The sequence below is a fragment of the Collinsella sp. CLA-ER-H5 genome (assembly GCF_040092375.1).
Classification (GTDB): domain Bacteria; phylum Actinomycetota; class Coriobacteriia; order Coriobacteriales; family Coriobacteriaceae; genus Collinsella.
Genome location: NZ_JBBNLR010000015.1, coordinates 18,418 through 41,513 on the forward strand (window position 1 = coordinate 18,418; position 23,096 = coordinate 41,513).

Here is a 23,096-nt window from a genome sequence, read left to right on the forward strand (position 1 = left end):
TAGCATACTAGAGTGTTTGCGGGGAGAATCGTCCTCCTCGGCTCACACCGTATTCATTTGGAAACATAGGGCAAGCGGTTAGCAGCAGTCTCTTGTCACAACGCAAAAAGGGCGCCCGCGCAATTGCGGACGCCCTTGTGCAGGGTCGAGATATCAACCAGCCAAGATATCGGACCCGTGACCAGCTCTTAGTAGTCGAACTGGTGGTAGTAGCGGCGGTACTTGAGGTTGTGCTTGGTGACCAGCTCGTAGTTGCGCGCGAGGCGGTCGGTGGTCAGCACGGACAGGATCCAGGGGGACACGATGACGCGGAAGTCGTCGTCCAGGCCCGGGATCGCGTACTCGGCGGTGTCGATGATGACGTAGTCCTCGTCGCCGGTCACGCCGCTGGTGAGGAAGGCGCGGACGCGCTCGTCGAGGGCGCGGCACTCGTCCTCTCCCATGAACAGGAACACCGGGACGCCGGGCTCGAGCAGCTCGAGCGTGCCGTGGAAGAAGTCGTGCGAGGTGATGTGGCGGATGCGCTTCCACTGCATCTCCTCGAGCAGGCACATGGAGTACAGGATGGTCTCGCCCCACAGCGCGCCCGAGCCGATGAACATGGTGTAGTCGGCCAGCGCGTACTTCCTGGCGAGCTCCTCGGCGCGCGGCTCGAAGCGCTTGCGGATGTCGAGCATGTCCTTCCAGACGTCCTTCGTCTGCTCGATGAACAGGTCGAACTTGGGGAAGCAGCCGCGGCGGTTGAGCAGGCGCAGGCCGAAGCAGTCGGCGAGGTAGTAGCCCTTCTCGCAGCCGCCGGCGCCGTGGTCGGAGGCCATCATGACGCAGTTCTCGGCGCCCACGGCCTGCCCGATCTTGCCCTCGGGGTTGGTCATGGCGAAGACGCGCACGCCCATCTCCCTCATCTTGCCGACGGCCTCGAGCACCTCGGGGGTGGTGCCGGACTCGGAGGCGGTCAGCACGACGGACCTGTCGGTCATGCGCTTGTGGCCCATGACGTTCCACTCGGCGGCGTGGATCAGGTAGACCTCGAGGTCGCGGTCGCCGAACTTGTTCATGAGGTACTCGAGCTGCATGAACTCGTCCCAGGTGCCGCCGACGCCCATCAGGAAGACGGCGTCGTAGCCCTCCTCGTGCACGCGGTCGGCCAGGGCGGTCATCTTCTTGCCGGCCTCGTAGACGTTCCTGCCGTCCTCGAGGTAGCCCTCCTGGTCGAAGTGCATGATCTCGATCTTCTCGGTCTCCTTCATGTGTGTCCTCCCATCACATGTGCGCAATTCTATACATCGCGCTTCTTGCTGATACCAATTATAGCCATACGATTGCTTGTTATTTAATACCAATCCAAACTCACGGAGATTTGCGGCGAACGGTCGGTTTCCTCGCCCGAGTGGTATTACAACGCCAATAGTTGTCTATTTCGAGCGCTACTGCCAACGGGTTCCCCACAACTCGCCAGCTATAAAAGCGTTGCGCCAGACCCGCCCAAGCGTTTCCGGCGCAACCGCGCAGTTTAGTTATTCGGCTTCCATCTCCGCTGTCACACGGCGATACATCTCGATAACCTGAGTCGTCGCCTTGGACGGATCCTGATAGTAGCGGCCGTCACACGTCTCGGCCGAGACATAGCCCGTATAGCCGTGGCGCATGAGTGCCTCGAGGTCGGCACGCATATCACGCTCGCCGTCGCCCCAGGCAAGATGCGTCGTGCCACCGCCCACATCGACAAAGTGGGTGTGAACGATCTTGTCGCCCAAAACCTCAAAGTAGCCGTCGATTGTGTCGCCGGCAACTTCCATGGCGCCAAAGTCGATACATGCCTTCAGGTTGGGGCGATCGACCGCCTCGAGGATGCGCGCGACATCCTGTGCGGTGTTGACCAACACGGACTCCGACGGCTGCAGGGCCTCGAGCGCGACGCGAATACCGCGCGTATCGGCGTAGTCGCACACCGAGCGCAGCATGGCAACGCTGCGGGCCCAGGCGTCCTCAGCCGGCTCGTCCAGATAGGCCCAACCACTCGTCACCAGAATCTGCGGCACGCCCAACTCAACGGCAACGTCGATCACATTCTTAAAGTACGAGAGGATGCGTTTTTGGCCCGCCTCACCGCGCACCGCGACGTTCCACGGCTTGGGGTTGTTCTGCTCGGGGCACACGCACACGATCTTGATACCGTATTGGGCGGCAAGATCGCGAATCTTATCCACCGAATCGTGCTCATGGCAATCCACATACAGGTGCATCGAGCCGGTCCACAGCTCGATATTGCGATAGCCGGCCTCACCTGCAGCCTTAAAAAACGTCTCGATGCTGTAGTAACGATGGTTGATGTTCATGAGCGAAAGCTCGGGTACGACCATAGCCCTCCCCTTTCGTACGGAGTTTTAAAAAACAGGGGGCCGCCGCAGATGCGACAAGCCCCCCAAAGATCGACGCAACCGTTAGACGCGATGGAAGCGCGATTCGAACATATTAGGCAAGCACGCCAAAGTAAGCGCCGATAATGCCCACGACCATGGTGCAGAGGATCAGGACCATCGGGTTGATCTTCTTGGAGAGCAGCCAGTAGTAGAGCCAGAAGGCGGCCATACCGAGCATACCGGGCATGATGCCGTCCAGGATGTCCTGGAGAGTCTGGGCGGAGTCGCCCTGACCGATGGCGATGGGCAACGAAGCCCAGAACATGTCCTTGCTCATGGCGCCGACGACCATAACGCCGACAATGCCGACGCAGGCCATGATCTTTTGCATCAGGCCGGTCTTCTGAGCCTCGTCGAGGAAGCCAATGCCTAGCTCATAACCCTTGATAGCGCCAAAGATACGAATCAGGAACGCCGGGATGTTGTAGACGAGCAGGAAGGCGATGGGGCCAAAGACGTTGCCGGCCTGGCACAGGCTGATGCCCACGGCAGCGGCGACGACGCGCAGGGTGGACAGGAAGAAGGAGTCACCCAGGCCGGAAAGCGGACCCATGAGGGCGGCCTTGATGTCGTTGACGCTCTCGGGCTCAACCTCGCCACGAGCGACCTTTTCTTCCATGGCCATCGCGATGCCACCCACGAAGGGAGCGAGCTGCGGGGTGATGTTGAAGAATGCGCTGTGACGGTGCAAGGCCTCGGCGTAATCATCGGGACGGCCGGCATAGATCTTCTTGAGCATGTTGGCGACCATCAGGCAGAAGGCAATGTTCATCTGCTTGTAGTAGGTCCAGGAGAATTCCATGCCCAGGGCGCCGGTGTTCACGGCGCTCTTAATGAGGTCGGAGCGAGTAATCTGGTTCTCGGAATTAGAAGTCATCGTCCTCATCCCCTTCCACAGAAAGCTGGGACTGGGCGCCACCAAGGCCCAGCAGGTCGTACTTGTCGATGCCGATGATGATTGCGATCAGGGCGACGCCGAGGACGGGCACGTTGGCATAGGAGCACAGCAGGAAGCCCAGGAAGTAGAACGGCACGAGCTGCTTGGTAAGCACCAGACGGCCGAGCATGGCGAAGCCCATGGCAGGCAGGATGTTGGCTGCGACGCCAAAGCCATCGAGGACGAACGTCGGGATGAAGTCGAGCAGGCCCTGAACAGCGTCGGCACCCAGATAGAAGGAGACCGAGCACAGGATAAAGGCCAGGACGACAATCACGAGACCGATAATCCAGTGCATAGCGTAGATACCCTTGAGGTTACCCTTGCTGGCAAAGACGTCGGCACGGTCGACCAGAAGGGGCATACCGGCGTTGACGACGTTCTTAATGGCCAGGCACAGAGTGGCGATGGGCATCGCGAGCGCGATAGCGGCCTCGGTGCTCTGACCCAGCTGAATAGCGAAGGCGCAGGCGAGCACACCGCCAATACACTCATCGGGCGGCACGTAAGCGCCGATGGAGATTGAACCCATGAAGAGCAGCTCGAGGCTCGCACCGATGGCGAGGCCGGACTGCAGGTCCCCGAGGACTATGCCGACGAGCGGGCACAGAACGATCGGGCGGAACGCATAGAGCGTACCGAGCTGATAATCGAGCTTACCGAAGGCAGCGATAAGTCCGATGAGGATCGCTTGAACAAGCATTGTTCCTCCCTTTGATCCCTCTTGGATCCGCGCGGCGATTCCCGACTTGTCAGCGCGCCCTTTTCCATGCCGACAATCGCCTAGACAGATCCAGCTTGTACCGGTGTGCTGTTAACACCTAAACCGGTGCAAATGATTTGATACCAATTATATAGTCATGAGAAAACTATTTAATACCAATCGCTCAACGGGCGTGTACTCCCGGTGAACGGTAGATGGGGGTAACGGGTAAAGCGTTTATCCGGTACGCCCACGAATAGGGGCGGCGCCGTGCGCGCCGCCCGTGGTTCCCAATTAGAGGGCGCTTAGGGCATCGACCTTGGGGTCGTCGGCCAGAGCGCGAATCTCGACCTCGACACCGCGGCCGACGAGCTCACGAATGTCCTCTTCCTCGGCAGCAGTCACAAAGATCTGGCGGGAGATCTTACGGGCATCGGGACGCTGCTCGTCCTTGGACTTGGTGTTGCCCAGGTTGATGGAGGTGATCTGCGGGCAGCCGTCGACAAGCTGCTTGGCCTCGGCGATGCTGGCGACGCAGATGATCATCTTGTACTTATCGGTAACACCGGAGTTGATGGCCTCGATGGCGTGCTCCATGTCCTTGATGACGAGCTTGACGTTGGCCGGCTTTCCCATCTTGAGCGTAGTCTTCCAGACGGGATCGTTGGCAACCTTGTCGCCAACGCAGAAGATGCAGTCGGAGCCCAAGCCCTGGACCCAAGAGACGGCCACCTGGCCATGAAGCAGACGATGGTCGACGCGAAGCAGTTGAATCATGATTGACCCCCAAAGGTCTCATGCCGGAAACCCGGCCCCATTAATAGCAGGCGGTGACTAGAACTCTTCCTCGTCATCCGCATCGGTCAGCAGGTCGTTGACAAACTTGACGCGCGTGTCGTCAGCCGCGAGGATCTCGCGGATAACCTGATCGGCGGGAGCCTCCTGGTCCGAAAAGAGCAGCTGGATCAGCAGCGGCAGATTCATGTTGGCAACCAGGTAGGTGTTGGGGCGCGTCTGGACGATCTTGGTGAACTCGTTGTTGACGCTGCCGCCAAACAGGTCGGTGCACACGATTACGTCGTCGGCGGGGTCGAAGGTCGCCAGGAGCTTGGCGGCCTCCTCGGCGACGTCGGTGCGGCCGTCGACAAACATCGACAGGTCGTGGACGTTATCGCGCGCGCCCGAGAGCAGCTCGGTGCTCTCTTTGATGCCGGTCGCAAAATGCGCGTGGCTGGCAAAGATGTATTGCCTCATTGCGGTTTCCCCCAAATGAAATTAGTAGTCGAACTGGTGGTAGTAGCGGCGGTACTTGAGGTTGTGCTTGGTGACCAGCTCGTAGTTGCGCGCGAGGCGGTCGGTGGTCAGCACGGACAGGATCCAGGGGGACACGATGACGCGGAAGTCGTCGTCCAGGCCCGGGATCGCGTACTCGGCGGTGTCGATGATGACGTAGTCCTCGTCGCCGGTCACGCCGCTGGTGAGGAAGGCGCGGACGCGCTCGTCGAGGGCGCGGCACTCGTCCTCTCCCATGAACAGGAACACCGGGACGCCGGGCTCGAGCAGCTCGAGCGTGCCGTGGAAGAAGTCGTGCGAGGTGATGTGGCGGATGCGCTTCCACTGCATCTCCTCGAGCAGGCACATGGAGTACAGGATGGTCTCGCCCCACAGCGCGCCCGAGCCGATGAACATGGTGTAGTCGGCCAGCGCGTACTTCCTGGCGAGCTCCTCGGCGCGCGGCTCGAAGCGCTTGCGGATGTCGAGCATGTCCTTCCAGACGTCCTTCGTCTGCTCGATGAACAGGTCGAACTTGGGGAAGCAGCCGCGGCGGTTGAGCAGGCGCAGGCCGAAGCAGTCGGCGAGGTAGTAGCCCTTCTCGCAGCCGCCGGCGCCGTGGTCGGAGGCCATCATGACGCAGTTCTCGGCGCCCACGGCCTGCCCGATCTTGCCCTCGGGGTTGGTCATGGCGAAGACGCGCACGCCCATCTCCCTCATCTTGCCGACGGCCTCGAGCACCTCGGGGGTGGTGCCGGACTCGGAGGCGGTCAGCACGACGGACCTGTCGGTCATGCGCTTGTGGCCCATGACGTTCCACTCGGCGGCGTGGATCAGGTAGACCTCGAGGTCGCGGTCGCCGAACTTGTTCATGAGGTACTCGAGCTGCATGAACTCGTCCCAGGTGCCGCCGACGCCCATCAGGAAGACGGCGTCGTAGCCCTCCTCGTGCACGCGGTCGGCCAGGGCGGTCATCTTCTTGCCGGCCTCGTAGACGTTCCTGCCGTCCTCGAGGTAGCCCTCCTGGTCGAAGTGCATGATCTCGATCTTCTCGGTCTCCTTCATTCCCGCTCCTTTCACGAGCAGTTTGAATTGTCGCACGGAATGAACGGGCTTGCCGCCCCGTCGCACCGCTTAACCTTGTGGACATCTTGGCCCCAAGCTCAACAATTCAAAGGTTCTTAATACCAGTGAACGATTACAGGTTAGCCGTTTTTAATACCGATTTTATGATTTCATCCTCCCCTCTCGGTAGACGGTCAGTTTTTGCCGCTCATCGGTCAAGCGACATATATCCGTAAAAACGAGCGCCCCCGCCATGCGCAGGGACGCTCTAGACGCTAATAGTTGTAGGTATATCCGCCGGCGTCGCCGCGGGTAAAAGACTTGGCATGCTCGATTGCCTGCCCACTCGAGTCATAGGTCAGGCCTTCCAGCACGAGCGCCAGATCGCCCGGCTCAAGATTGAGCAAACTCGCATCGCGTGCGCCCAGCGCCTCGATATCGAGTTTCTCTACCGACTGATCTGGCTTGCGTCCCAACATATCGTAGGTCTCGAACAGGCTGAAGACCGAAATGTCCACGTCTTCGATGCCCGGAAACAGCAGGCACGGAATCAGTGTCATCTCGATCGATACGGGCTCACCATCGATGCAGTTGAGGCGGCGCACCGAGTAAAGCAGATCGTCCTCGGCGATGCCAAACAAGTCGGCATAATACGGGCCGGCGTAGCGTTTGGAGCGCGCCAGGATGCGCACCGACGGCGTCGCGCCCGATGCCAGAACCGACTGGCGGAAGCCGCCCTTGCGTTCGTGCTCGTCAAACCACTTGTGTCCCACAAAGGCGCCTTTGCCCTGCACGCGACGAATCTGGCCACTTTTGACCAGCTCGTCCATGGCGCTTCGGATTGTCAGGCGTGTCGTGCCAAACTCCTCGGCCAGCTCGTTTTCGGACGGAATCATCGAGCCCGTCGGGTAGTCGCCGCGCTCGATTCGCTCCGCAATGCAGCGGCGAATTTGTTTGTAAACCGGCAAGTCTTCTACTGCATCAGCCATTCGACACCCACCTTCGTCGCAACGCCGTCTGCCTCGCCGTTATCGGCAAAACGATACTTGGTCGGCAGAATCACGGACTTGCAATACTCGACAAAGCCATCGGTCTCGTCGCGCTCGTGCGAAGCCTTGTAAAACACCGGCGTGCCCTCCTGAGCATTCAGCAACTTGGCCTCGTCGGCGTTCAGACGGCTGATGGAAATATGCTCCTTGCCGTGCGTCACATGGACATTCCCCTCCTTGAGCAAAACGTCGTAGAGGCTTTCCTGCTCAAAATCGTGATCGGGAAGCGAGGGGCACAAAGACAGATTGACGTAAGCCGTCTCGATCGATGCCGGGGAACCGTTGACCACACGCACGCGCCGAATGCAGAAGAGCGGCATGCCCAGGTCGATCTGGGCTTTTTGGGCAAGATCGATATCGGCATACACGACCTTGGACCAAACCAGGCGCGCGGTCGACTTTGAGCCAACCCTCTCCACCGCCTGCGTATAGTTCCATGTTTCCTGAAAGATGTTCAGCGGTTTGGGAGGACACACATAGGTGCCCGAACCGCGGCGGCTTTCCAAAGTTCCGCACGAAATAAGGCGCGTGATCGCAGCACGCAACGCCGTGCGCGACACGCCCAGCTCTTCACAGAGCACACGCTCGGCGGGCAGCCGGTCGCCACTCTGCAGGTCATAATGTTTGATATACCAAAGAATGCCCTCAAAGGCGCGGTCTTTGGGCGGAATCGCATATGGTTCACTCGACATGGGCAAGACTCCTCAACTGCTTGATGCTGCAGGAATCATTGCTCCGGACGCCTCATGGCGTCGAAGGCTTCTTTGATCTGCTCCGCAACGTTCCGATACGACCGATATAGGCCGGAGTCTCGCTTGACTTCGCCCGCGGTCACCGGAATCTCAAGCTTCGAAATCTCATCCTTGCCGGTTTGCACGACAACGATGACACCCATACCAAGGCACATATTACGCTTGGCAGCGTTGTTTTTGGTAGCCTGAGCTGGATTAATCAAAATCTGCTGAGCCAGTTCGCGTTTGCTGAGCTCCGGCACATCCTCGGGATTTCCGGTCTCGGCAATCTCGCACTGCAGCACATCCGCATAGTCAAAAATCTTCGGCTCGCCGCCGCGCTGATGCACGGCCCACTTGCGGCGCGTGGCATCCTGGTAGATAGCCGGCAAAAACGTAAACCGCGGTGGGTCCAAAATCGTATCCGTGATGGTAAACACATCGGGATCAAAGGCATCCTGCGGGTTTTTCTTCTTGAACAGCCCCATATCACCCTCCCGTACTAGCATTAAACAACTCAAGCTGAATATAGCACCAATTTCAAGCCGCCACTTTACCGTATCGGTACGCGGCGTCTATGGCTCGCCCAGCGGAAGAGTTTACGGACGAGGGCCGGGGTGCCTGCCTTGTTTTGAGAAGTTCGCGAAGCCCACTTTTCAAAACAAGGCAGGCACCCCGGCCCCGCCGGCAAATAGCGGACACTCCGCATGCAATCTATGCAAACAAACAAGTACGCTTAGCTACATTCGGTAAGCTCGAGCACGCTGCCCTTAACGATAAGCGCCGGCTCCAGGACGACCTCTTCGGCACGCCTGCCGCCCCTACCGGCAAGACGCTTGGACATGCAGCCAAAAGCATGCTCCGCAAGGACACCAGGATCCTGCTCAATCGCGGTCAGCGCCGGCTCAAAGAGAACGTCGGCCGCCGAGTTGTCATAGCTCACCACCGAGATATCGCCCGGGATGCTCTTCCCCATCTCGTGCAAGCGCTTGAGCAGACCGAGGGCGATGTTATCCGAACTTGCGAACACAGCGGTGGCATCAGTTGCGAGCACCGCCTCCGAGGCCTCATAGGCACTCGGAATGTAGTACTCGCTCTCAAACTCCAAACGTGCGTCGATAGGCAGGCCAACCTCGCGCAGCGCGCGCTCATAGCCGGCAAGTCGCTTACGCCCCGTATTGGAACGGCGCGCGTTAACCAAGCAGGCAATGCGACGGTGGCCCTGCTCGATCAGATAGCGAGTGGCCATGTAGCCACCCATCTCGTGGTCGAACATCACCTTGTCGCACTCGAGCCCCTCAATGGCACGGTCGACCATCACGGCAGGGATAGGCAGATGGCTGACTTCTTCGCGCAGGGCGCGGTCGTCGGAGAACTCGTCGCCTACGACCAGGAAGACGCCATCAACGCCGCGCGTCACCAGCTGGCGCAGCAGCTCCAGATCGTCATCGGCGCTTCCGCCCGAGCTGGTAATGAAGAGCGCATAGCCGTCCTCGCGGCAGCGCTTTTCCAGGCTACCGGCGAGCGAGGCAAAAAAGCGGCTCTCGATGTTAGGGACGATAAGGCCCAGGGTGCGCGACTCGCGCATGACCAGGCTGCGCGCGATCTGGTTGGGAACATAGTGGTTGCGCGCCGCGACCTCTTTGATGAGCTTGCGGTTTTCTTCCGAGATGCGACAGGGCCGATTATTGAGCACAAGCGAGACCGACGAGGGGGAAAGCCCCACCTCCTGGGCGATCTGCTTGAGGGTGACTTTGTTGGCCATCTCGCTCCTTCCGGGTTTACGCGCAATCTCTTGAAAGTATAGCGACTACCCCTCTACCTCGGTGATAAACACTTTACCAATCCGGTAGACGGCTGTTTTATCGCCGCCAGCGCACCAAATCCGTCCGGGTGGGGTATATTGCAATCGATTGATGACAACGACCACCAAAAGGCGGATATTCGTATGCACGAGAACGACTTTTTTAACGAGGACCTGCTGTGCGCGCTTGCTGGCGTTGCCGGCGAGGACAACGTACTGATGAGCGAGCCCATGCGCGAGCACACCACGTTTAAGATCGGCGGCCCGGCCGACGTCTTTGTCACGCCCGATACCGAGCAGGGCCTCGTCGCCACGCTCGATACCTGCTATCGCTGCGATCTGCCCCTCACCATCGTGGGCAACGGCTCCGACCTACTCGTCGGCGACAAGGGCATCCGCGGCGTCGTCGTGGCGCTGGGCGAAGGCCTCTCCGACATTACGATCGACGGCACGCACGTCACGGCGGCAGCCGGCGCGCTGCTTTCCGATGTCGCAGCCGCGGCAGCCGAGGCCGGTCTCACCGGCATGGAGCCCATCTCGGGCATCCCCGGATCGGTCGGCGGCGCCTGCTACATGAACGCCGGTGCCTACGGTGCCTGCATGGCCGATGTGCTGGAGTCCGTGCGCGTCTACAAACCCGCTCGCCAGCTCGACGACGGCACCCGCGGCAGCGGCAATATCATCGAGTTCGATGTCGACGAGCTCAACCTGGGTTATCGAAAGAGCCGCATCGCCGATGACGGCTTTATCGTGCTTTCGGCCACCTTCAATCTCGCCCCGGGCAACGCCGCGATGATCAAGGCCGACATGGACGACTACCGCCAGCGCCGCGAGGACAAGCAGCCGCTCGACATGCCGAGCGCCGGCTCCACTTTCAAGCGCCCCGAGGGTTACTTTGCCGGCAAACTCATCATGGATGCCGGCCTGCGAGGACACGCCGTTGGCGGCGCGCAGGTAAGCGAAAAGCACTGCGGTTTTATCGTCAACGCCAACCACGCCACCGCCGCCGACGTTGACGAACTCATCCGCGACATCCAAGCCAAAGTCAAAGAGCAGTTCGACGTAGACCTAGAACCCGAAGTCCACCGAGTAGGCGAATTCCTTTAACAAAGAAGGCCCCGAAAGGGGCCTTCACCATATTTATTCTGATAACCCAGTCCGGCGTGTGGCGTATTGGATCCGAGAGGTCCGTGGCTGCCCGAAAGGCATTAGGTTGATCGCGAGTTCCGCACGAGCCGGAGAGCACTTAATGTGCTCTCCGTGCGAGCAGGACTGTCCGAGCAGGCAACCTAATGCCTTCCGGGCAGCCACGGACCAACTTACTTCAAACCGCCGTTACGACAGCGCAATACCGCCAAGCCAGCCCCAACGCACGCCAGAGCCAGTACCATAGAAGCTAATAAACGAATCAAGCGACTTAGACGTAATGGCACCCTCGTTGCTCATAACGATGCCGCCGCCAACGTAGATACCCACATGACCGTAGATAAGGCCCGGAGCACCCGTGCCGCTATGCGAGGAGTCGGCCACGATCATGCCCACCTGCAGCGCCGAGCGGTCGGAGCTATAGCACCAGGCGTTGAACATGTCACACGCGTTGCCGCCAAAGTAGCCAACGCCGGCGTTACGGAAGACATTGGTAACCCACGCCGCGCACCAGTTCTGACCCGGCGAAGGCGTGGAGTAGCACGCGTTGACGACGGCCTGCTGCTTGCCCGAGCCGGCATTCTGCTGCGGAGTTCCGGGCGCATACGATCCACCGCCCGAGCTCGAACCACCCGAGTAGGAATTGTTCTTGTTCGCGGCAGCCGCGGCAGCGGCGGCCTTCCTAGCGGCCTCCTCGGCCTGGGCGGCAGCGAGAATCTCGGAATCACGCTGAGCCATGAGCTCCTTGACGTCGTCGGAAAGACCGTTCAGCACGGTCTGGACCTCTTGCTGCTTGGCCTGCATGTCCTGCATCTGGGCGGTCTGCTGGTCCTTGAGCTTCTCTAAGTCGGCCCTCTGCGACTCAAGCTCTGTCTTTTGCGCATCGAGCTCTTCCTGGATGGTCTGAATGTCCTCGATTGCGTCGCGGTCGCTCTTGTTGATCTTCTCAACATAGTGCGCATTGGCGACGAGCTCCTCAAACGAACCCGAAGCGAGCAGCAGCGACAGGATGTTGGTACCGCCCGATTTATAGCTGGCGGAAACGCGATCGGAAAGATCGTCGCGCTTCTTTTTGAGCTCGGCCTTCTTTTCGTCAATCTGCGCCTGCGTGCTGTCAATCTGGCCCTGTACGCCCTCGATATCGTTGAGGGTCTGGGCATTCTTGTTGGCCAGCGCCGCATACTCATTTGCGATGCTGTCGAGCTGGGCCTGAACCTCGTCGAGTTGGGCCTGGGCGGCATTCAATTTATCGGTGGTTTCTTTGGAAGCCTCCGCCGCATGGGCGCGAGTGGGCAGGCCAAAAAGAACTGCCGCAGAAGCGGCGCCGAACAGGGCCTTAAGGGCAGTGCGGCGCGAGAGCTCCTGGGAAAGGATGGAATCGCTGTTTGGTGACATATGTACTCCGTTACATGCTTATTTATATGTCGCTCAACTCATACATATTAGCGTACATATGGCGCGTCCCAACGATTTCCACGAACGGCAGGAAACTACAAGGTCGGCGGCTCGTAAGCAATTGTCAAATTTGAGGTAACAATTGAGCAAGCTCTTATATGAGTACGTTAACATAATCCTCTGCTTTTCCTACAGTGCACCATTTGGGCGTCCCCGCCTGCGCTATACTCCCCTCTAGAAGTGTTCCTGATTCGATAGGAGACTACATGTCCAAAGCACTCGACCCCAAAGACACCTGCGTCCTCGTTACCGGTGGCGCCGGTTTTATCGGCTCGCACACCGTCGTTCAGCTGCTCGAGGGTGGCTACCAGGTCGTCATCGTCGATGATCTCTCCAACTCCAGCGCCGTCGCCGTCGACCGCGCCAAGACCATCGTGGGCGACGAAGCCGCCAAGAACCTCACCTTCTACAAGGCCAACGTGCTCGACCGCGATGCGATGAACAAGATCTTCGATACCCATCAGATCGACCGTGTCATCCACTTTGCCGGCTTTAAGGCCGTCGGCGAGTCGGTGAGCAAGCCCGTCGAGTACTACCACAACAACATCGAGAACACCCTGGTGCTCATCGACGTCATGCGCAACCATGGCTGCAAGTCCATCATCTTCTCGAGCTCCTCGACCGTCTACGGCGACCCGGACAACCCGCCCGTCACCGAGGAAGACCCCAAGAAGCCCGCAACCAACCCCTATGGCTGGACCAAGTGGATGATCGAGCAGATCCTTATGGACGTCCACACCGCCGACCCCGAGTGGGACGTCGTGCTGCTCCGTTACTTCAACCCCATCGGTGCTCATCCGTCGGGCCTGATCGGCGAGGACCCCAAGGGCATCCCCAACAACCTGGTGCCCTATGTCGCCCAGGTCGCCGTGGGCAAGCTCGAGGCCGTTCAGGTCTTTGGCAACGACTACCCCACCCCCGACGGCACCGGCGTGCGCGACTACATCCACGTGTGCGATCTGGCCTCTGGTCACGTTGCCGCCCTTAACTGGATGAACGGCAAAACCGGCGTCGAGATCTTTAACCTGGGCACCGGCACCGGCACCTCGGTACTCGAGGTCATCGCCGCCTTCTCCAAGGCTTGTGGCAAGGAGCTGCCCTACGTGATCCGCGAGCGCCGCGCCGGCGACATCGCTGCCAACTGGTGCGATGCCTCAAAGGCCGAGCGCATGATGGGCTGGAAGGCCCAGTACGACATCGCGGACATGTGCCGCGATAGCTGGAACTGGCAGAGCCACAACCCCAACGGCTTCGCCGACGCCGAGTAGCAAAAACCTACATACCGTTCTTGCCCCGATCTCACGTTGTGAGGTCGGGGCTTTTTTCATGGCATGTAGCCATTCGCCGAAAATCGACCAACTTTTTTATCTTGCCTGTACATGTTTAAACAACATGTTTTACAATAGGCGTATCGAATCAGAACATCGGAGGCGGACTGCACACCCATCGGCAGGCCGACCCCACAACAAGAAGGTTGGTGAGCGCATTCATGGAGCGTGCAAGCGGCGTCCTCATGCCCGTCTCATCTCTGCCCGGACCATACGGAATCGGCGGCTTTGGCTGGAATGCCTACGACTTCGTCGATTTTCTCGCCTCGTGCAAACAACATTACTGGCAGATTCTGCCCCTTACGACGACCAGCTATGGCGATTCGCCCTATCAGTCGTTCTCGGCCCGCGCTGGCAACCCCAACTTTATCGACTTTGCCGAGCTTATCGAGGCAGGGTATCTGGAGCAGCGCGATATCGATGGCGTGTATCTGGGATCCGACCCCAGCAATGTCGACTACGGTGCTATCTTTGGCGGCCGCCGTCAGATTCTCGACCGCGCCGCTGAGCGCTTTGCCGCCGACAAGCCAGCCGATTTCGATGGCTTTATCCAAGCCAACGAGGACTGGCTCATCCCCTACTGTGAGTTCATGACCGTCAAAGAGGAGTGCGGTCTCAAGGCGTTTTGGGAGTGGCCCGCGGAGCTCCGCACCCGCGGCGAGGCTTCCGCCAAGGTCTGCGCCGACCATCCGGCGCGTATGCTCTACCACCAGATGACGCAGTACTTCTTCGATCGCCAGTGGAGCCGCCTCAAGGCCTATGCCAACGAGCGCGACATTCTCATCATCGGCGACCTGCCCATCTATGTCTCGCGTGACTCCGTCGAGATGTGGGCGACACCTGAGCTCTTTAAGATCGACGCCGCCGGCAATCCCGTGAGCGTCGCCGGCACGCCGCCCGACCAGTTCTCGGCCACCGGCCAGTACTGGGGCAACCCCATCTACGACTGGGACGCCATGGAGTCCGACGGCTTCTCCTGGTGGGAGGGCCGCATTCGCGCCGCCCTCGACATGTACGACGTCATCCGCCTGGATCACTTCCGCGGCTTCGAGGCCTATTGGGAGGTGCCGTTCTCCTCGCCCGATTCGTCCTACGGTTCGTGGACGCAGGGTCCCGGCCTCAAGTTCTTCAAGACGCTCGAGGAAAAGCTCGGCACGCTGCCCATCATCGCCGAGGACCTGGGCTTCCTCACCCCCGGCGTCATCGACATGCGCGACAACTCGGGCTTCCCCGGCATGAAGATCCTGCAGTTTGCCTTTGAGGGCACCAACTCGTACTACCTGCCGCATAACTACATCGCCAACACCGTCGCCTACGTGGGCACCCACGACAACGAGACGGCGCGCGGCTGGTTTGAGGGAACGGCCACCCCGCGTCAGCGCGAGCAGGCAGCCCTGTACACCCATCAGCAGGCCGGCGAGCCTATCACCGACGCACTCAACCGAACCATCGCAGCCAGCGTGAGCGACACGTGCATCTACACCATGCAGGACCTGCTCAACTTGGGCAACGAGGCGCGCATCAACACCCCTGCCACACTGGGCGGCAACTGGACCTGGCGCATGCTCGACGGCGCCATCACCCGCGAGCTCGAGCACAAACTCACCGACTGGACCGAGACCTACTTCCGCATCCCGTCGGAAGCCGAAATCGAGCTTCCTCAATAGGAGCTACCGCGCCTGACCCCTCCCCACCGTGCGGACGCGCTTGCTTTTCCCGCGCGAGGCCACCCCAATCCCCTCGCGCGGGCTTCTTATGAATTGCAGACATGAAACAACCCATCACAGGAGAAAACATGCCCCAAATTAACCTCATGGAACTCGCCGAGCAGTCTTTTGGCACCTCGCTCGAGCAGCTCGACGACCGTCGCATTTACAAGCTGCTGGTCAAACTCGTGCAGGAGCGCTCCGCCGCCCGCCCGCTCAACAACGGCAAGAAAAAGCTCTATTACATTTCCGCCGAATTTTTGATCGGTAAGCTGCTCATCAACAACATGATCGACCTCGGCATCTACGACGAGGTTAAGGACCAGCTCACCGCCGCAGGCCACGACCTCAACAAGATCGAGGAATTCGAGGTCGAGCCGTCACTCGGCAACGGCGGCCTGGGCCGCTTGGCCGCATGTTTCCTGGATTCCATCGCCACGCTGGGCTTGACCGGCGATGGCGTGGGCCTCAACTATCACTACGGTCTGTTCCGTCAGCGCTTTGTCGACAACCAGCAGAAGGCCGTCCCCGACGAGTGGCTCGGTGAGCAGGACATCCTAGTCGACGATGACCGCTCCTACACCGTCGAATTCGGCGATTTTGCCGTTACCTCCAAGCTCGTCAACATCGATGTGCCCGGTTACGGCCAGCCCACCAAGAACCGCCTGCGCCTTTTCGACCTGGCGAGCGTCGACGACGGCCTGGTCCCCGGCAGCTCCATCGACTTCGACAAGACCGAGATCGCCAAGAACCTCACCTTGTTCCTCTACCCCGACGATTCCGACGAGCAGGGCCGCCTACTTCGCATCTATCAGGAGTACTTCATGGTGAGCAACGCCGCCCAGCTCTTGATCGACGAGGCCGTCGAGCGCGGCAGCAACCTGCACGATCTGGCCGATTACGCCGTTGTCCAGATCAACGACACGCACCCCACCATGGTCATCCCCGAGCTCATTCGCCTGCTCACCACCGAGCACGACATCGAGTTTGACGAGGCCGTTACCATCGTACGCTCCATGGTCGCCTACACTAACCACACGATTCTTGCCGAGGCGCTCGAGAAGTGGCCGCTCACCAGCCTGCAGAAGGTCTCCCCTGCCATCGCCGACATTATCGTCAAGCTCGATGAGATCGCGAAGGCCGAGCACGATGACCCGCGCGTCGCCATCATCGACGAGCACGACACCGTCCACATGGCCCACATGGACATCCACTTTGGCTTCTCCATCAACGGCGTAGCCGCCCTCCACACCAAGATCCTGGAGGACACCGAGCTTCATCCGTTCTACGAGATCTATCCCGAGAAGTTCTCCAACAAGACCAACGGCATCACCTTCCGCCGCTGGATTCATGGGGCCAACCCCGCGCTCGCCAGCCTGCTCGACGATGTGATCGGCACCGACTGGCGCAGCACCGGCGATCTGAGCAAACTCGCCAAGTTCGCCGACGACAAGGACGTTCTTGAGCGCCTGGCCGCCACCAAGGTCGAGGCCAAGGCCATCATGCGCCAGTTCATGGCGCTCGAGCAGGGCGTGACCATTCCCTCCAACGCCATCATCGACGTCCAGGTCAAGCGCATCCACGAGTACAAGCGCCAGCAGATGCTCGCGCTCTACATCATCTGGAAGTACCTCGATATCAAGAACGGCAACAGACCTAAGCACCCCGTCACCATCATCTTTGGCGGCAAGGCGGCGCCTGCCTACACTATCGCGCAGGACATCATCCATCTGATCTTGACGCTGTCGCAGTGGATAGCAAACGACCCCGACGTGGCTCCCTACCTGCAGGTTGTCATGATCGAGAACTACAACGTCACCGCCGCCGAGCGCGTGATCCCCGCCGCTGATATCTCCGAGCAGATCAGCCTGGCCTCCAAGGAAGCGAGCGGCACCTCCAACATGAAGTTCATGCTCAACGGCGCCCTAACCCTGTGCACGCTCGACGGTGCCAACGTGGAGATTGCCGAGCTCGTGGGCGACGAGAACATTTATACCTTTGGTGCCTCGTCCAAACAGGTCGAGCAGCTCTATGCCAACGGCACCTATGACGCCGGTGTGCTCTACCGCAAGCCCGGCATTAAACTGCTGGTGGACTTCATCACCAACCCGGCCTTTATGGCGACCGGCAATGCCGAGCGCCTGCAGCGCCTGCACGACGACATTAAGGGCAAGGACTGGTTTATGGCCCTGCTCGACATTGAGGAGTACATCCAGACCAAGGAGCGCGTGCTGGCCGACTACGAGGACCAGGACGCCTGGATGCGCAAGGCGCTCATCAATATTGCCAACGCCGGCACCTTCTCGTCCGACCGCACCATCTCCCAGTACAACGACGAGATCTGGCACCTGAACTAATTTCGCTTCCCTTACCCATCCTCTTGAGAAACGGAGTCGTGGCGACACGGCTCCGTTTTTTGTGCCCGCACGTTACCCTGTGACCCGACTCGGCCAAACAATCTCGATCTGTAACAACTACTCAACCAAAACGATCCCAGCTGTTACAGATCGAGACATACCAGCCCCACCCTTTGGGTTTATCTCGATCTGTAACATCTAGCAGCTGAAATTCGCCTTTGGTGTTACAGATTTAGATGAAATGGTTAGCTCGGCGGAACCGTCTCGATCTGTAACATCTAACGTCCGAAATCGGCCCTACCTGTTACAGATCGAGACAAACGACCGGCCAGACAACCCCAACACAAAGAAAGGCTCCCCTCTCGCCCAGTGGACGGGAGGGGAGCCTTATATGTGACCGCGGCAAAAGGATGGCAATACCGCAGTCGCCCAAAGGGAGGGCCTGGATGCACCGGGCCTAGATAAGGTTCTTGCCAGAGACCTTATCGAAGAGGTGGGTCGCGTTCTTCTCGAACTTGAACCAGATGGTGTCGCCAGCCTTGAGCGCGCCCTTGGCCTCGAGGTCGACGACGGGGATAATCAGAACAAACTGGCCGTCGGGAGCGGTCACGTGGACATGCTCGGTCGAGCCCATGAGCTCGGTCACCTCGACGGTACCCTGGAGCGCGCCCTCCTCGCCCTTGTCGGCAAGCAGGATCTGCTCGGGACGCACGCCGGCCGTAATCTCCTTCACGTCGCCGCCGTCCCAGTTGAGGGCAAGCTGAGCGCAAGTCTCGGGGGCGAGCGCCACGTTCATATCCTCGGTCTTGACGGTAAAGCCGTTGCCCGAGCGCACCAGCTGGGCATCGAAGAAATTCATCTGCGGCACGCCGATGAAGCCGGCGACGAAGATGTTCGCGGGATGGTTGAAGACCTCCTGCGGCGTGGCGATCTGCTGGACAACGCCGTCCTTCATGACCACGATGCGGTCGCCAAGGGTCATGGCCTCGGTCTGGTCGTGAGTAACGTAGATGAAGGTGCCCTTAATCTCGTGACGCAGCTTAATGAGCTCGGCACGCATCTGGTTACGCAGCTTGGCGTCCAGGTTGGACAGCGGCTCGTCCATCAGGAAGACCTTGGGGTCACGCACGATGGCGCGGCCGATAGCGACACGCTGGCGTTGGCCGCCGGAGAGCGCCTTGGGCTTACGGTCGAGGTACTCGGTAATGCCCAGAATCTCGGCAGCGGAGCGAACCTTGCGGTCGATCTCGTCCTTGGGGACCTTCTTGAGCTCAAGCGTAAACGCCATGTTCTCGTACACCGTCATATTGGGGTACAGAGCATAGCTCTGGAACACCATGGCGATGTCGCGGTCCTTGGGTGCCACGTCGTTGACGCGCTTGCCATCGATGAGCACATCGCCCGAGGTGATGTCCTCCAGGCCGGCGACCATGCGCATCGTCGTGGACTTGCCGCAGCCAGAGGGGCCAACGAGGACGACGAACTCCTGGTCGTGAACGGTGAGGTTGAAGTCCTCTACAGCGAGCACACCGTCCTCGGTAACCTTGAGGTTGTGTTTCTTCTCCTCGGTCTTCTTCTTTTTGCCAAAGAAGCCCTTCTTTTTTGACTCGTTGTTGGGATACACCTTCTGAACATGTTTGAGAACGATCTCGGCCATGTCTCTACCTTTCGATACGCGGCGCCGCGCTGAGGGGCGCCGCAGAAACTTGCAAAACAGTTACGGCATCAGCCCTTGACGGCACCTGCCACCACGCCGTCGATGATGTACTTCTGACAGAGGATGTACATGATGACGATGGGGATAACGACCATCATGATGCAGGCCATCATGGGGCCGAGCTCGACGTGGCCGTAGCCGCCGCGGAAGTACTGGATCAAGATAGGAATGGTCTTGTACTTGGTGGAGTCGAGCGTAAGGTAGGGCAGCAGATAGTCGTTCCAGACCCACATGGTCTCGAGGATGCCGACCGAAAGATAGGTGGGCTTCATGATGGGAAGGACGATCTTAAAGAACACCTGGACCGGGTTGCAGCCATCAATCATGGCCGCCTCCTCGATCTCGAGCGGGATGTTCTTTACAAAACCGGCGAACATAAAGACCGCCAGGCCCGCGCCAAAGCCGAGGTAGATAAAGCAGATGTTGAACGGCGTGTTGAAGCCGATGCGGTCCGCCAAATTGGACAGCGTGAACATGAGCATCTGGAAGGGCACGACCATCGAGAACACGAACAGGTAATAGAAGAAGTTCGAGATCTTGTTGTTGACACGAACCACGTACCAAGCGCACATGGAGCAGCACACCAAGATCAGCACGACCGACGTGACCGTGATGATGAGCGAGTACATAAATGCCGAGGCAAAGCCCTGCTCGTTAAGGGCGTGCATGTAGTTTGCGAGGCCGTTGAACGTCTCGGGCGTGAGCAGATCGAACGCCGTGGTGGTGCTGATTGCGGTCCCCTTCTTAAAGGAATTGAGCGCAATCATGAACACAGGGTAGATCCACGCGAGCGACAGAATCGTAAAGAAGATCGAGAGCGCGCGGTTAATAGCCTTATCGCGTTTCATTACTGCTGCACCTCCTTGGACCTCGTGGCCTTAAGCTGGATCATAGAAATAGCGACAACCAGGATGCAGAAGATAACTGCCTTGGCCTGACCGATGCCCTGCCATGCGATGCCAGCACGCGAATAGAACGTGTTGTAGATGTTCAGGGCGAGCATCTCGGTGGAGTGCGCCGGGGCACCACCGGTAAGGGCGAGGTTCTGGTCGAACAGCTTAAAGCCGTTGGTGATGGACAGGAACAGGCAGATGGTGATGGTCGGCATCAGGTTGGGGATCTTAACCTTCCAAAACGTCTGCCATGCCGTAGCGCCGTCGACCTTGGCGGCCTCGATGTAATCAGACGGAATGGACTGCAGACCGGCGATGTAGATGATCATCATGTAGCCGACCTGTTGCCACAGGGTCAGGATGATAAGGCCCCAGAAGCCAGCGGCGGAGTTGAGGGCGATAAGCTGGGCACCCACGTTGGAGAGCAGGCAGTTGATCAGAATCTGCCAAATGTAACCCAGTACAATGCCGCCAATCAGGTTAGGCATAAAGAAAATCGTACGGAAGATGTTGGTGCCCTTGAGCGCCTTGCGGGTGAGCGCCTGCGCAATGGCCAGCGCGATCACGTTGATGAGCACCGTCGACAGGAAGGCAAACGCCACGGTAAAGAAGAACGACGTGGCAAACTGCGGGTCGGTCAGTGCGCGCACGTAGTTCTCGATACCGACAAAGTGCGCGTTATTGATGGTAATAAACTGGCAGAACGAGAGATAGAAACCCTGGATAAAGGGAATCACGAACCCGATCATAAACGCCAGGCACGTGGGCAGCATAAAGAGCGGCCACCAGCGCTTGAGTGCTTTGCCCATAGAAGGGTCCTTTCAATATGCAGGGGGCGGGCAAACCTACGTCTGCCCGCCCCCTGTCGCTAATCAGATAGCTTGGGCAGCAACTGCTTACTCGGAAGCAGCCTTCTCGGTCTTCCAGCCATCGACGAAGGCGTTCTTGACGCCGTCCCACTTGGTGTTGTCGGCAGCATAAGCGATGAGAGCCTGCTTGAGGTTCTTCTTCCACTCCTCGGAGGGGATGTAAACGAAGTCCCAAGCGACAGTCTTCTTGCCGTCCTTGGCCATAGCAACGGCCTGCTGAGAGAAGACGTTGGTGGTCTCCTTAGCGCTCTTGAACGGGGCGGTCAGACCCATCTTGTCAGCGATGATGCTGGTGGCGGTGTCAGAAGTGACGCACCAATACATGAAGTCCTCGGTGGCCTTCTGGGCATCCTCGGAAGCCTGGGAGCTGACGCACCAGTAGTTCTCGCCGCCGGAGCACAGGCCCTGGTTCTCCTCGCCGTCGACGCCGATGTAGATCGGCAGCATGCCGAGCTGGTCGTCGGTCATACCGGCCTTGGTGAGGTCGGCGTAGGCCCAAGAGCCGTTCTGGTAGAAGACGGCCTTGCCGGTTGCGAACTCGTTGGTGGCGTCGTCACCGGTCTTGGAGGCGAGCTGCGAAGGATCGCAGGTGGAGTCGGTGATGTACAGGTCGAAGATCTGCTTAAAGTTGTCGAGATACTCGCCCTTGATCTCGTCGTCCTCCTGATTGTGCTCCTTCTCGAACTCGTAGTAGAGCGGGAGGTTGGCGAGGTGCGTGGTGTAGCGCCAGCTGGAGGAGTCATCCATACCGGCGGAAGTGAAGGCACCGTCAACGCCGAGCTCGTCCTTGCGGGCCTGGATGTCATCGGCGCAAGCCTTCAGCTTGTCGAAGGAGTTGATGTCCTCGGCCTTGTAGCCGGCCTTCTCGAGGAGCTCCTTGTTGTAAATGATGCCGTAGCTCTCCTGAACCCAGTCGATACCCAGATCCTTGCCGTCGGACTGCAGCGCCAGGGAGTCGTCGATGAGCTCGCCGCGGAGCTTGGTGTCGGAAAGATCGGCGCAGTAGTCCTTCCAGTTCTTAAGGCCGGTGGGGCCGTTGACCTGGAACAGCGTCGGAGCGGAGCTCTTGGACATCTCGGACTTGAGCTTCTCCTCGTAGGTGTTGGAGGCGGCGGTCACGATCTTGACCTCGACGCCCTTCTCCTTCTTGTACGCCTTGGCGATCTCCTTCCACTCCTTGTCGACCTCGGGCTTGAACTGGAGGAAGTAGACCTCGGCAGCGTCACCAGAAGCAGAGGAGCCAGAGCCGGCAGAACCACCGCAGCCCACGAGGCCCAGACCAAGAACCGCAGCCGCGGAACCAGCAAAGCCCAGGAACTGCCTTCTGCTCATTTCGTTCTTCATTACAATCCACCCTTTCACACCGTGGCGGCACCCTTTGCCGCCGCCTTCGGAGATTGGCTCGGGGACTTTGCCCCTTTTGCTGACTTGTACAATACGCTATTTGGCTAGTTGTTTGAACAAGTATTACTAGAGCGGTAGAAAAACTTCGGTGAACGGTAATTTCGACTTGATACTTGACAAGTTTTGTATAAACAATTATTTGTTATCGAATGCAGAGAAAACGCCCGATCAAGCCGATGCATCGTCGGTTTGACCGGGCGTTTTCGCTTTGAGGGCATGAGTCTCGTCAGGCTGCGA

At 59.2% G+C, this 23,096-nt stretch carries 20 protein-coding genes; 4 read left to right on the forward strand and 16 right to left on the reverse strand.

Annotation, left to right across the window (positions count from 1 at the left end):
* Positions 1–188 precede the first annotated feature (188 nt).
* The 11 genes from AAAX31_RS06690 to AAAX31_RS06740 form a co-directional block, all read right to left on the reverse strand.
* Complete coding sequence (locus tag AAAX31_RS06690; protein WP_117770657.1) at positions 189–1,250, reverse strand: SIS domain-containing protein; 1,062 nt, start codon at positions 1,248–1,250, stop codon at positions 189–191.
* 267 nt (positions 1,251–1,517) lie between these two features.
* Positions 1,518–2,363, reverse strand: coding sequence for a sugar phosphate isomerase/epimerase family protein (locus tag AAAX31_RS06695; protein WP_117770651.1), 846 nt, complete (start codon positions 2,361–2,363; stop codon positions 1,518–1,520).
* A gap of 112 nt (positions 2,364–2,475) precedes the next feature.
* Positions 2,476–3,300, reverse strand: a complete 825-nt coding sequence (locus tag AAAX31_RS06700; RefSeq protein ID WP_197032845.1) for a PTS system mannose/fructose/sorbose family transporter subunit IID — start codon at positions 3,298–3,300, stop codon at positions 2,476–2,478.
* Positions 3,290–4,063, reverse strand: coding sequence for a PTS sugar transporter subunit IIC (locus tag AAAX31_RS06705; RefSeq protein WP_006235882.1), 774 nt, complete (start codon positions 4,061–4,063; stop codon positions 3,290–3,292). The genes AAAX31_RS06700 and AAAX31_RS06705 overlap by 11 nt, the downstream gene beginning before the upstream one ends.
* A gap of 294 nt (positions 4,064–4,357) precedes the next feature.
* Positions 4,358–4,840 carry a PTS sugar transporter subunit IIB gene (locus AAAX31_RS06710; RefSeq protein ID WP_055252644.1) on the reverse strand — a complete coding sequence of 161 codons (483 nt, stop codon included), beginning with the start codon at positions 4,838–4,840 and terminating at the stop codon, positions 4,358–4,360.
* Between the two features lie 57 nt (positions 4,841–4,897).
* Positions 4,898–5,317: a hypothetical protein gene (locus tag AAAX31_RS06715; RefSeq protein ID WP_006235880.1), complete on the reverse strand. Its 420-nt coding sequence runs from the start codon at positions 5,315–5,317 to the stop codon at positions 4,898–4,900.
* A 21-nt stretch (positions 5,318–5,338) separates the two neighbouring features.
* Positions 5,339–6,400 (reverse strand): SIS domain-containing protein, encoded by a 1,062-nt coding sequence (locus tag AAAX31_RS06720; protein WP_117770657.1) that lies wholly within the window; start codon positions 6,398–6,400, stop codon positions 5,339–5,341.
* A 275-nt stretch (positions 6,401–6,675) separates the two neighbouring features.
* On the reverse strand, positions 6,676–7,389 hold the full coding sequence (locus AAAX31_RS06725) for a GntR family transcriptional regulator (protein ID WP_006235877.1): 714 nt from the start codon (positions 7,387–7,389) through the stop codon (positions 6,676–6,678).
* A complete protein-coding gene (locus AAAX31_RS06730; protein WP_117770537.1) occupies positions 7,374–8,141 on the reverse strand; it encodes a GntR family transcriptional regulator in 768 nt (255 codons plus the stop codon). The genes AAAX31_RS06725 and AAAX31_RS06730 overlap by 16 nt, the downstream gene beginning before the upstream one ends.
* A gap of 35 nt (positions 8,142–8,176) precedes the next feature.
* Complete coding sequence (locus tag AAAX31_RS06735) at positions 8,177–8,668, reverse strand: hypothetical protein (protein ID WP_117770536.1); 492 nt, start codon at positions 8,666–8,668, stop codon at positions 8,177–8,179.
* 248 nt (positions 8,669–8,916) lie between these two features.
* A complete protein-coding gene (locus tag AAAX31_RS06740) occupies positions 8,917–9,945 on the reverse strand; it encodes a LacI family DNA-binding transcriptional regulator (RefSeq protein WP_006235873.1) in 1,029 nt (342 codons plus the stop codon).
* Between the two features lie 183 nt (positions 9,946–10,128).
* Between AAAX31_RS06740 and murB the strand changes: the two genes are divergently transcribed.
* Positions 10,129–11,091 carry a UDP-N-acetylmuramate dehydrogenase gene (gene murB / locus AAAX31_RS06745; protein ID WP_117770535.1) on the forward strand — a complete coding sequence of 321 codons (963 nt, stop codon included), beginning with the start codon at positions 10,129–10,131 and terminating at the stop codon, positions 11,089–11,091.
* Between the two features lie 228 nt (positions 11,092–11,319).
* Here murB and AAAX31_RS06750 read toward each other — a convergent pair whose 3' ends face one another.
* Positions 11,320–12,525 carry a hypothetical protein gene (locus AAAX31_RS06750; RefSeq protein WP_349076627.1) on the reverse strand — a complete coding sequence of 402 codons (1,206 nt, stop codon included), beginning with the start codon at positions 12,523–12,525 and terminating at the stop codon, positions 11,320–11,322.
* A gap of 266 nt (positions 12,526–12,791) precedes the next feature.
* On the opposite strand from AAAX31_RS06750, the gene galE reads away from it, so the two are divergent.
* The 3 genes from galE (at position 12,792) to glgP (ending at position 17,976) form a co-directional block, all read left to right on the forward strand.
* Entirely contained in the window at positions 12,792–13,853 is a 1,062-nt protein-coding gene (gene galE, locus AAAX31_RS06755; RefSeq protein WP_349076628.1) for a UDP-glucose 4-epimerase GalE, read from the forward strand.
* Between the two features lie 221 nt (positions 13,854–14,074).
* Positions 14,075–15,580: a 4-alpha-glucanotransferase gene (gene malQ, locus AAAX31_RS06760; protein WP_117848868.1), complete on the forward strand. Its 1,506-nt coding sequence runs from the start codon at positions 14,075–14,077 to the stop codon at positions 15,578–15,580.
* A gap of 128 nt (positions 15,581–15,708) precedes the next feature.
* Positions 15,709–17,976 carry a glycogen/starch/alpha-glucan family phosphorylase gene (glgP, locus tag AAAX31_RS06765; RefSeq protein WP_233547417.1) on the forward strand — a complete coding sequence of 756 codons (2,268 nt, stop codon included), beginning with the start codon at positions 15,709–15,711 and terminating at the stop codon, positions 17,974–17,976.
* Between the two features lie 457 nt (positions 17,977–18,433).
* Here the strand turns inward: glgP and ugpC are convergent, their stop codons facing one another.
* The 4 genes from ugpC to AAAX31_RS06785 form a co-directional block, all read right to left on the reverse strand.
* On the reverse strand, positions 18,434–19,633 hold the full coding sequence (gene ugpC, locus AAAX31_RS06770) for a sn-glycerol-3-phosphate ABC transporter ATP-binding protein UgpC (protein ID WP_035137764.1): 1,200 nt from the start codon (positions 19,631–19,633) through the stop codon (positions 18,434–18,436).
* 68 nt (positions 19,634–19,701) lie between these two features.
* Entirely contained in the window at positions 19,702–20,541 is an 840-nt protein-coding gene (locus AAAX31_RS06775) for a carbohydrate ABC transporter permease (RefSeq protein ID WP_349076629.1), read from the reverse strand.
* The gene (locus tag AAAX31_RS06780) at positions 20,541–21,395 is read right to left on the reverse strand and encodes a sugar ABC transporter permease (protein ID WP_349076631.1); all 855 of its coding nucleotides are present in this window, start codon (positions 21,393–21,395) and stop codon (positions 20,541–20,543) included. The genes AAAX31_RS06775 and AAAX31_RS06780 overlap by 1 nt, the downstream gene beginning before the upstream one ends.
* Positions 21,396–21,482: 87 nt before the next feature.
* Positions 21,483–22,799, reverse strand: a complete 1,317-nt coding sequence (locus tag AAAX31_RS06785) for an ABC transporter substrate-binding protein (protein ID WP_055252173.1) — start codon at positions 22,797–22,799, stop codon at positions 21,483–21,485.
* Positions 22,800–23,096: the final 297 nt, after the last annotated feature.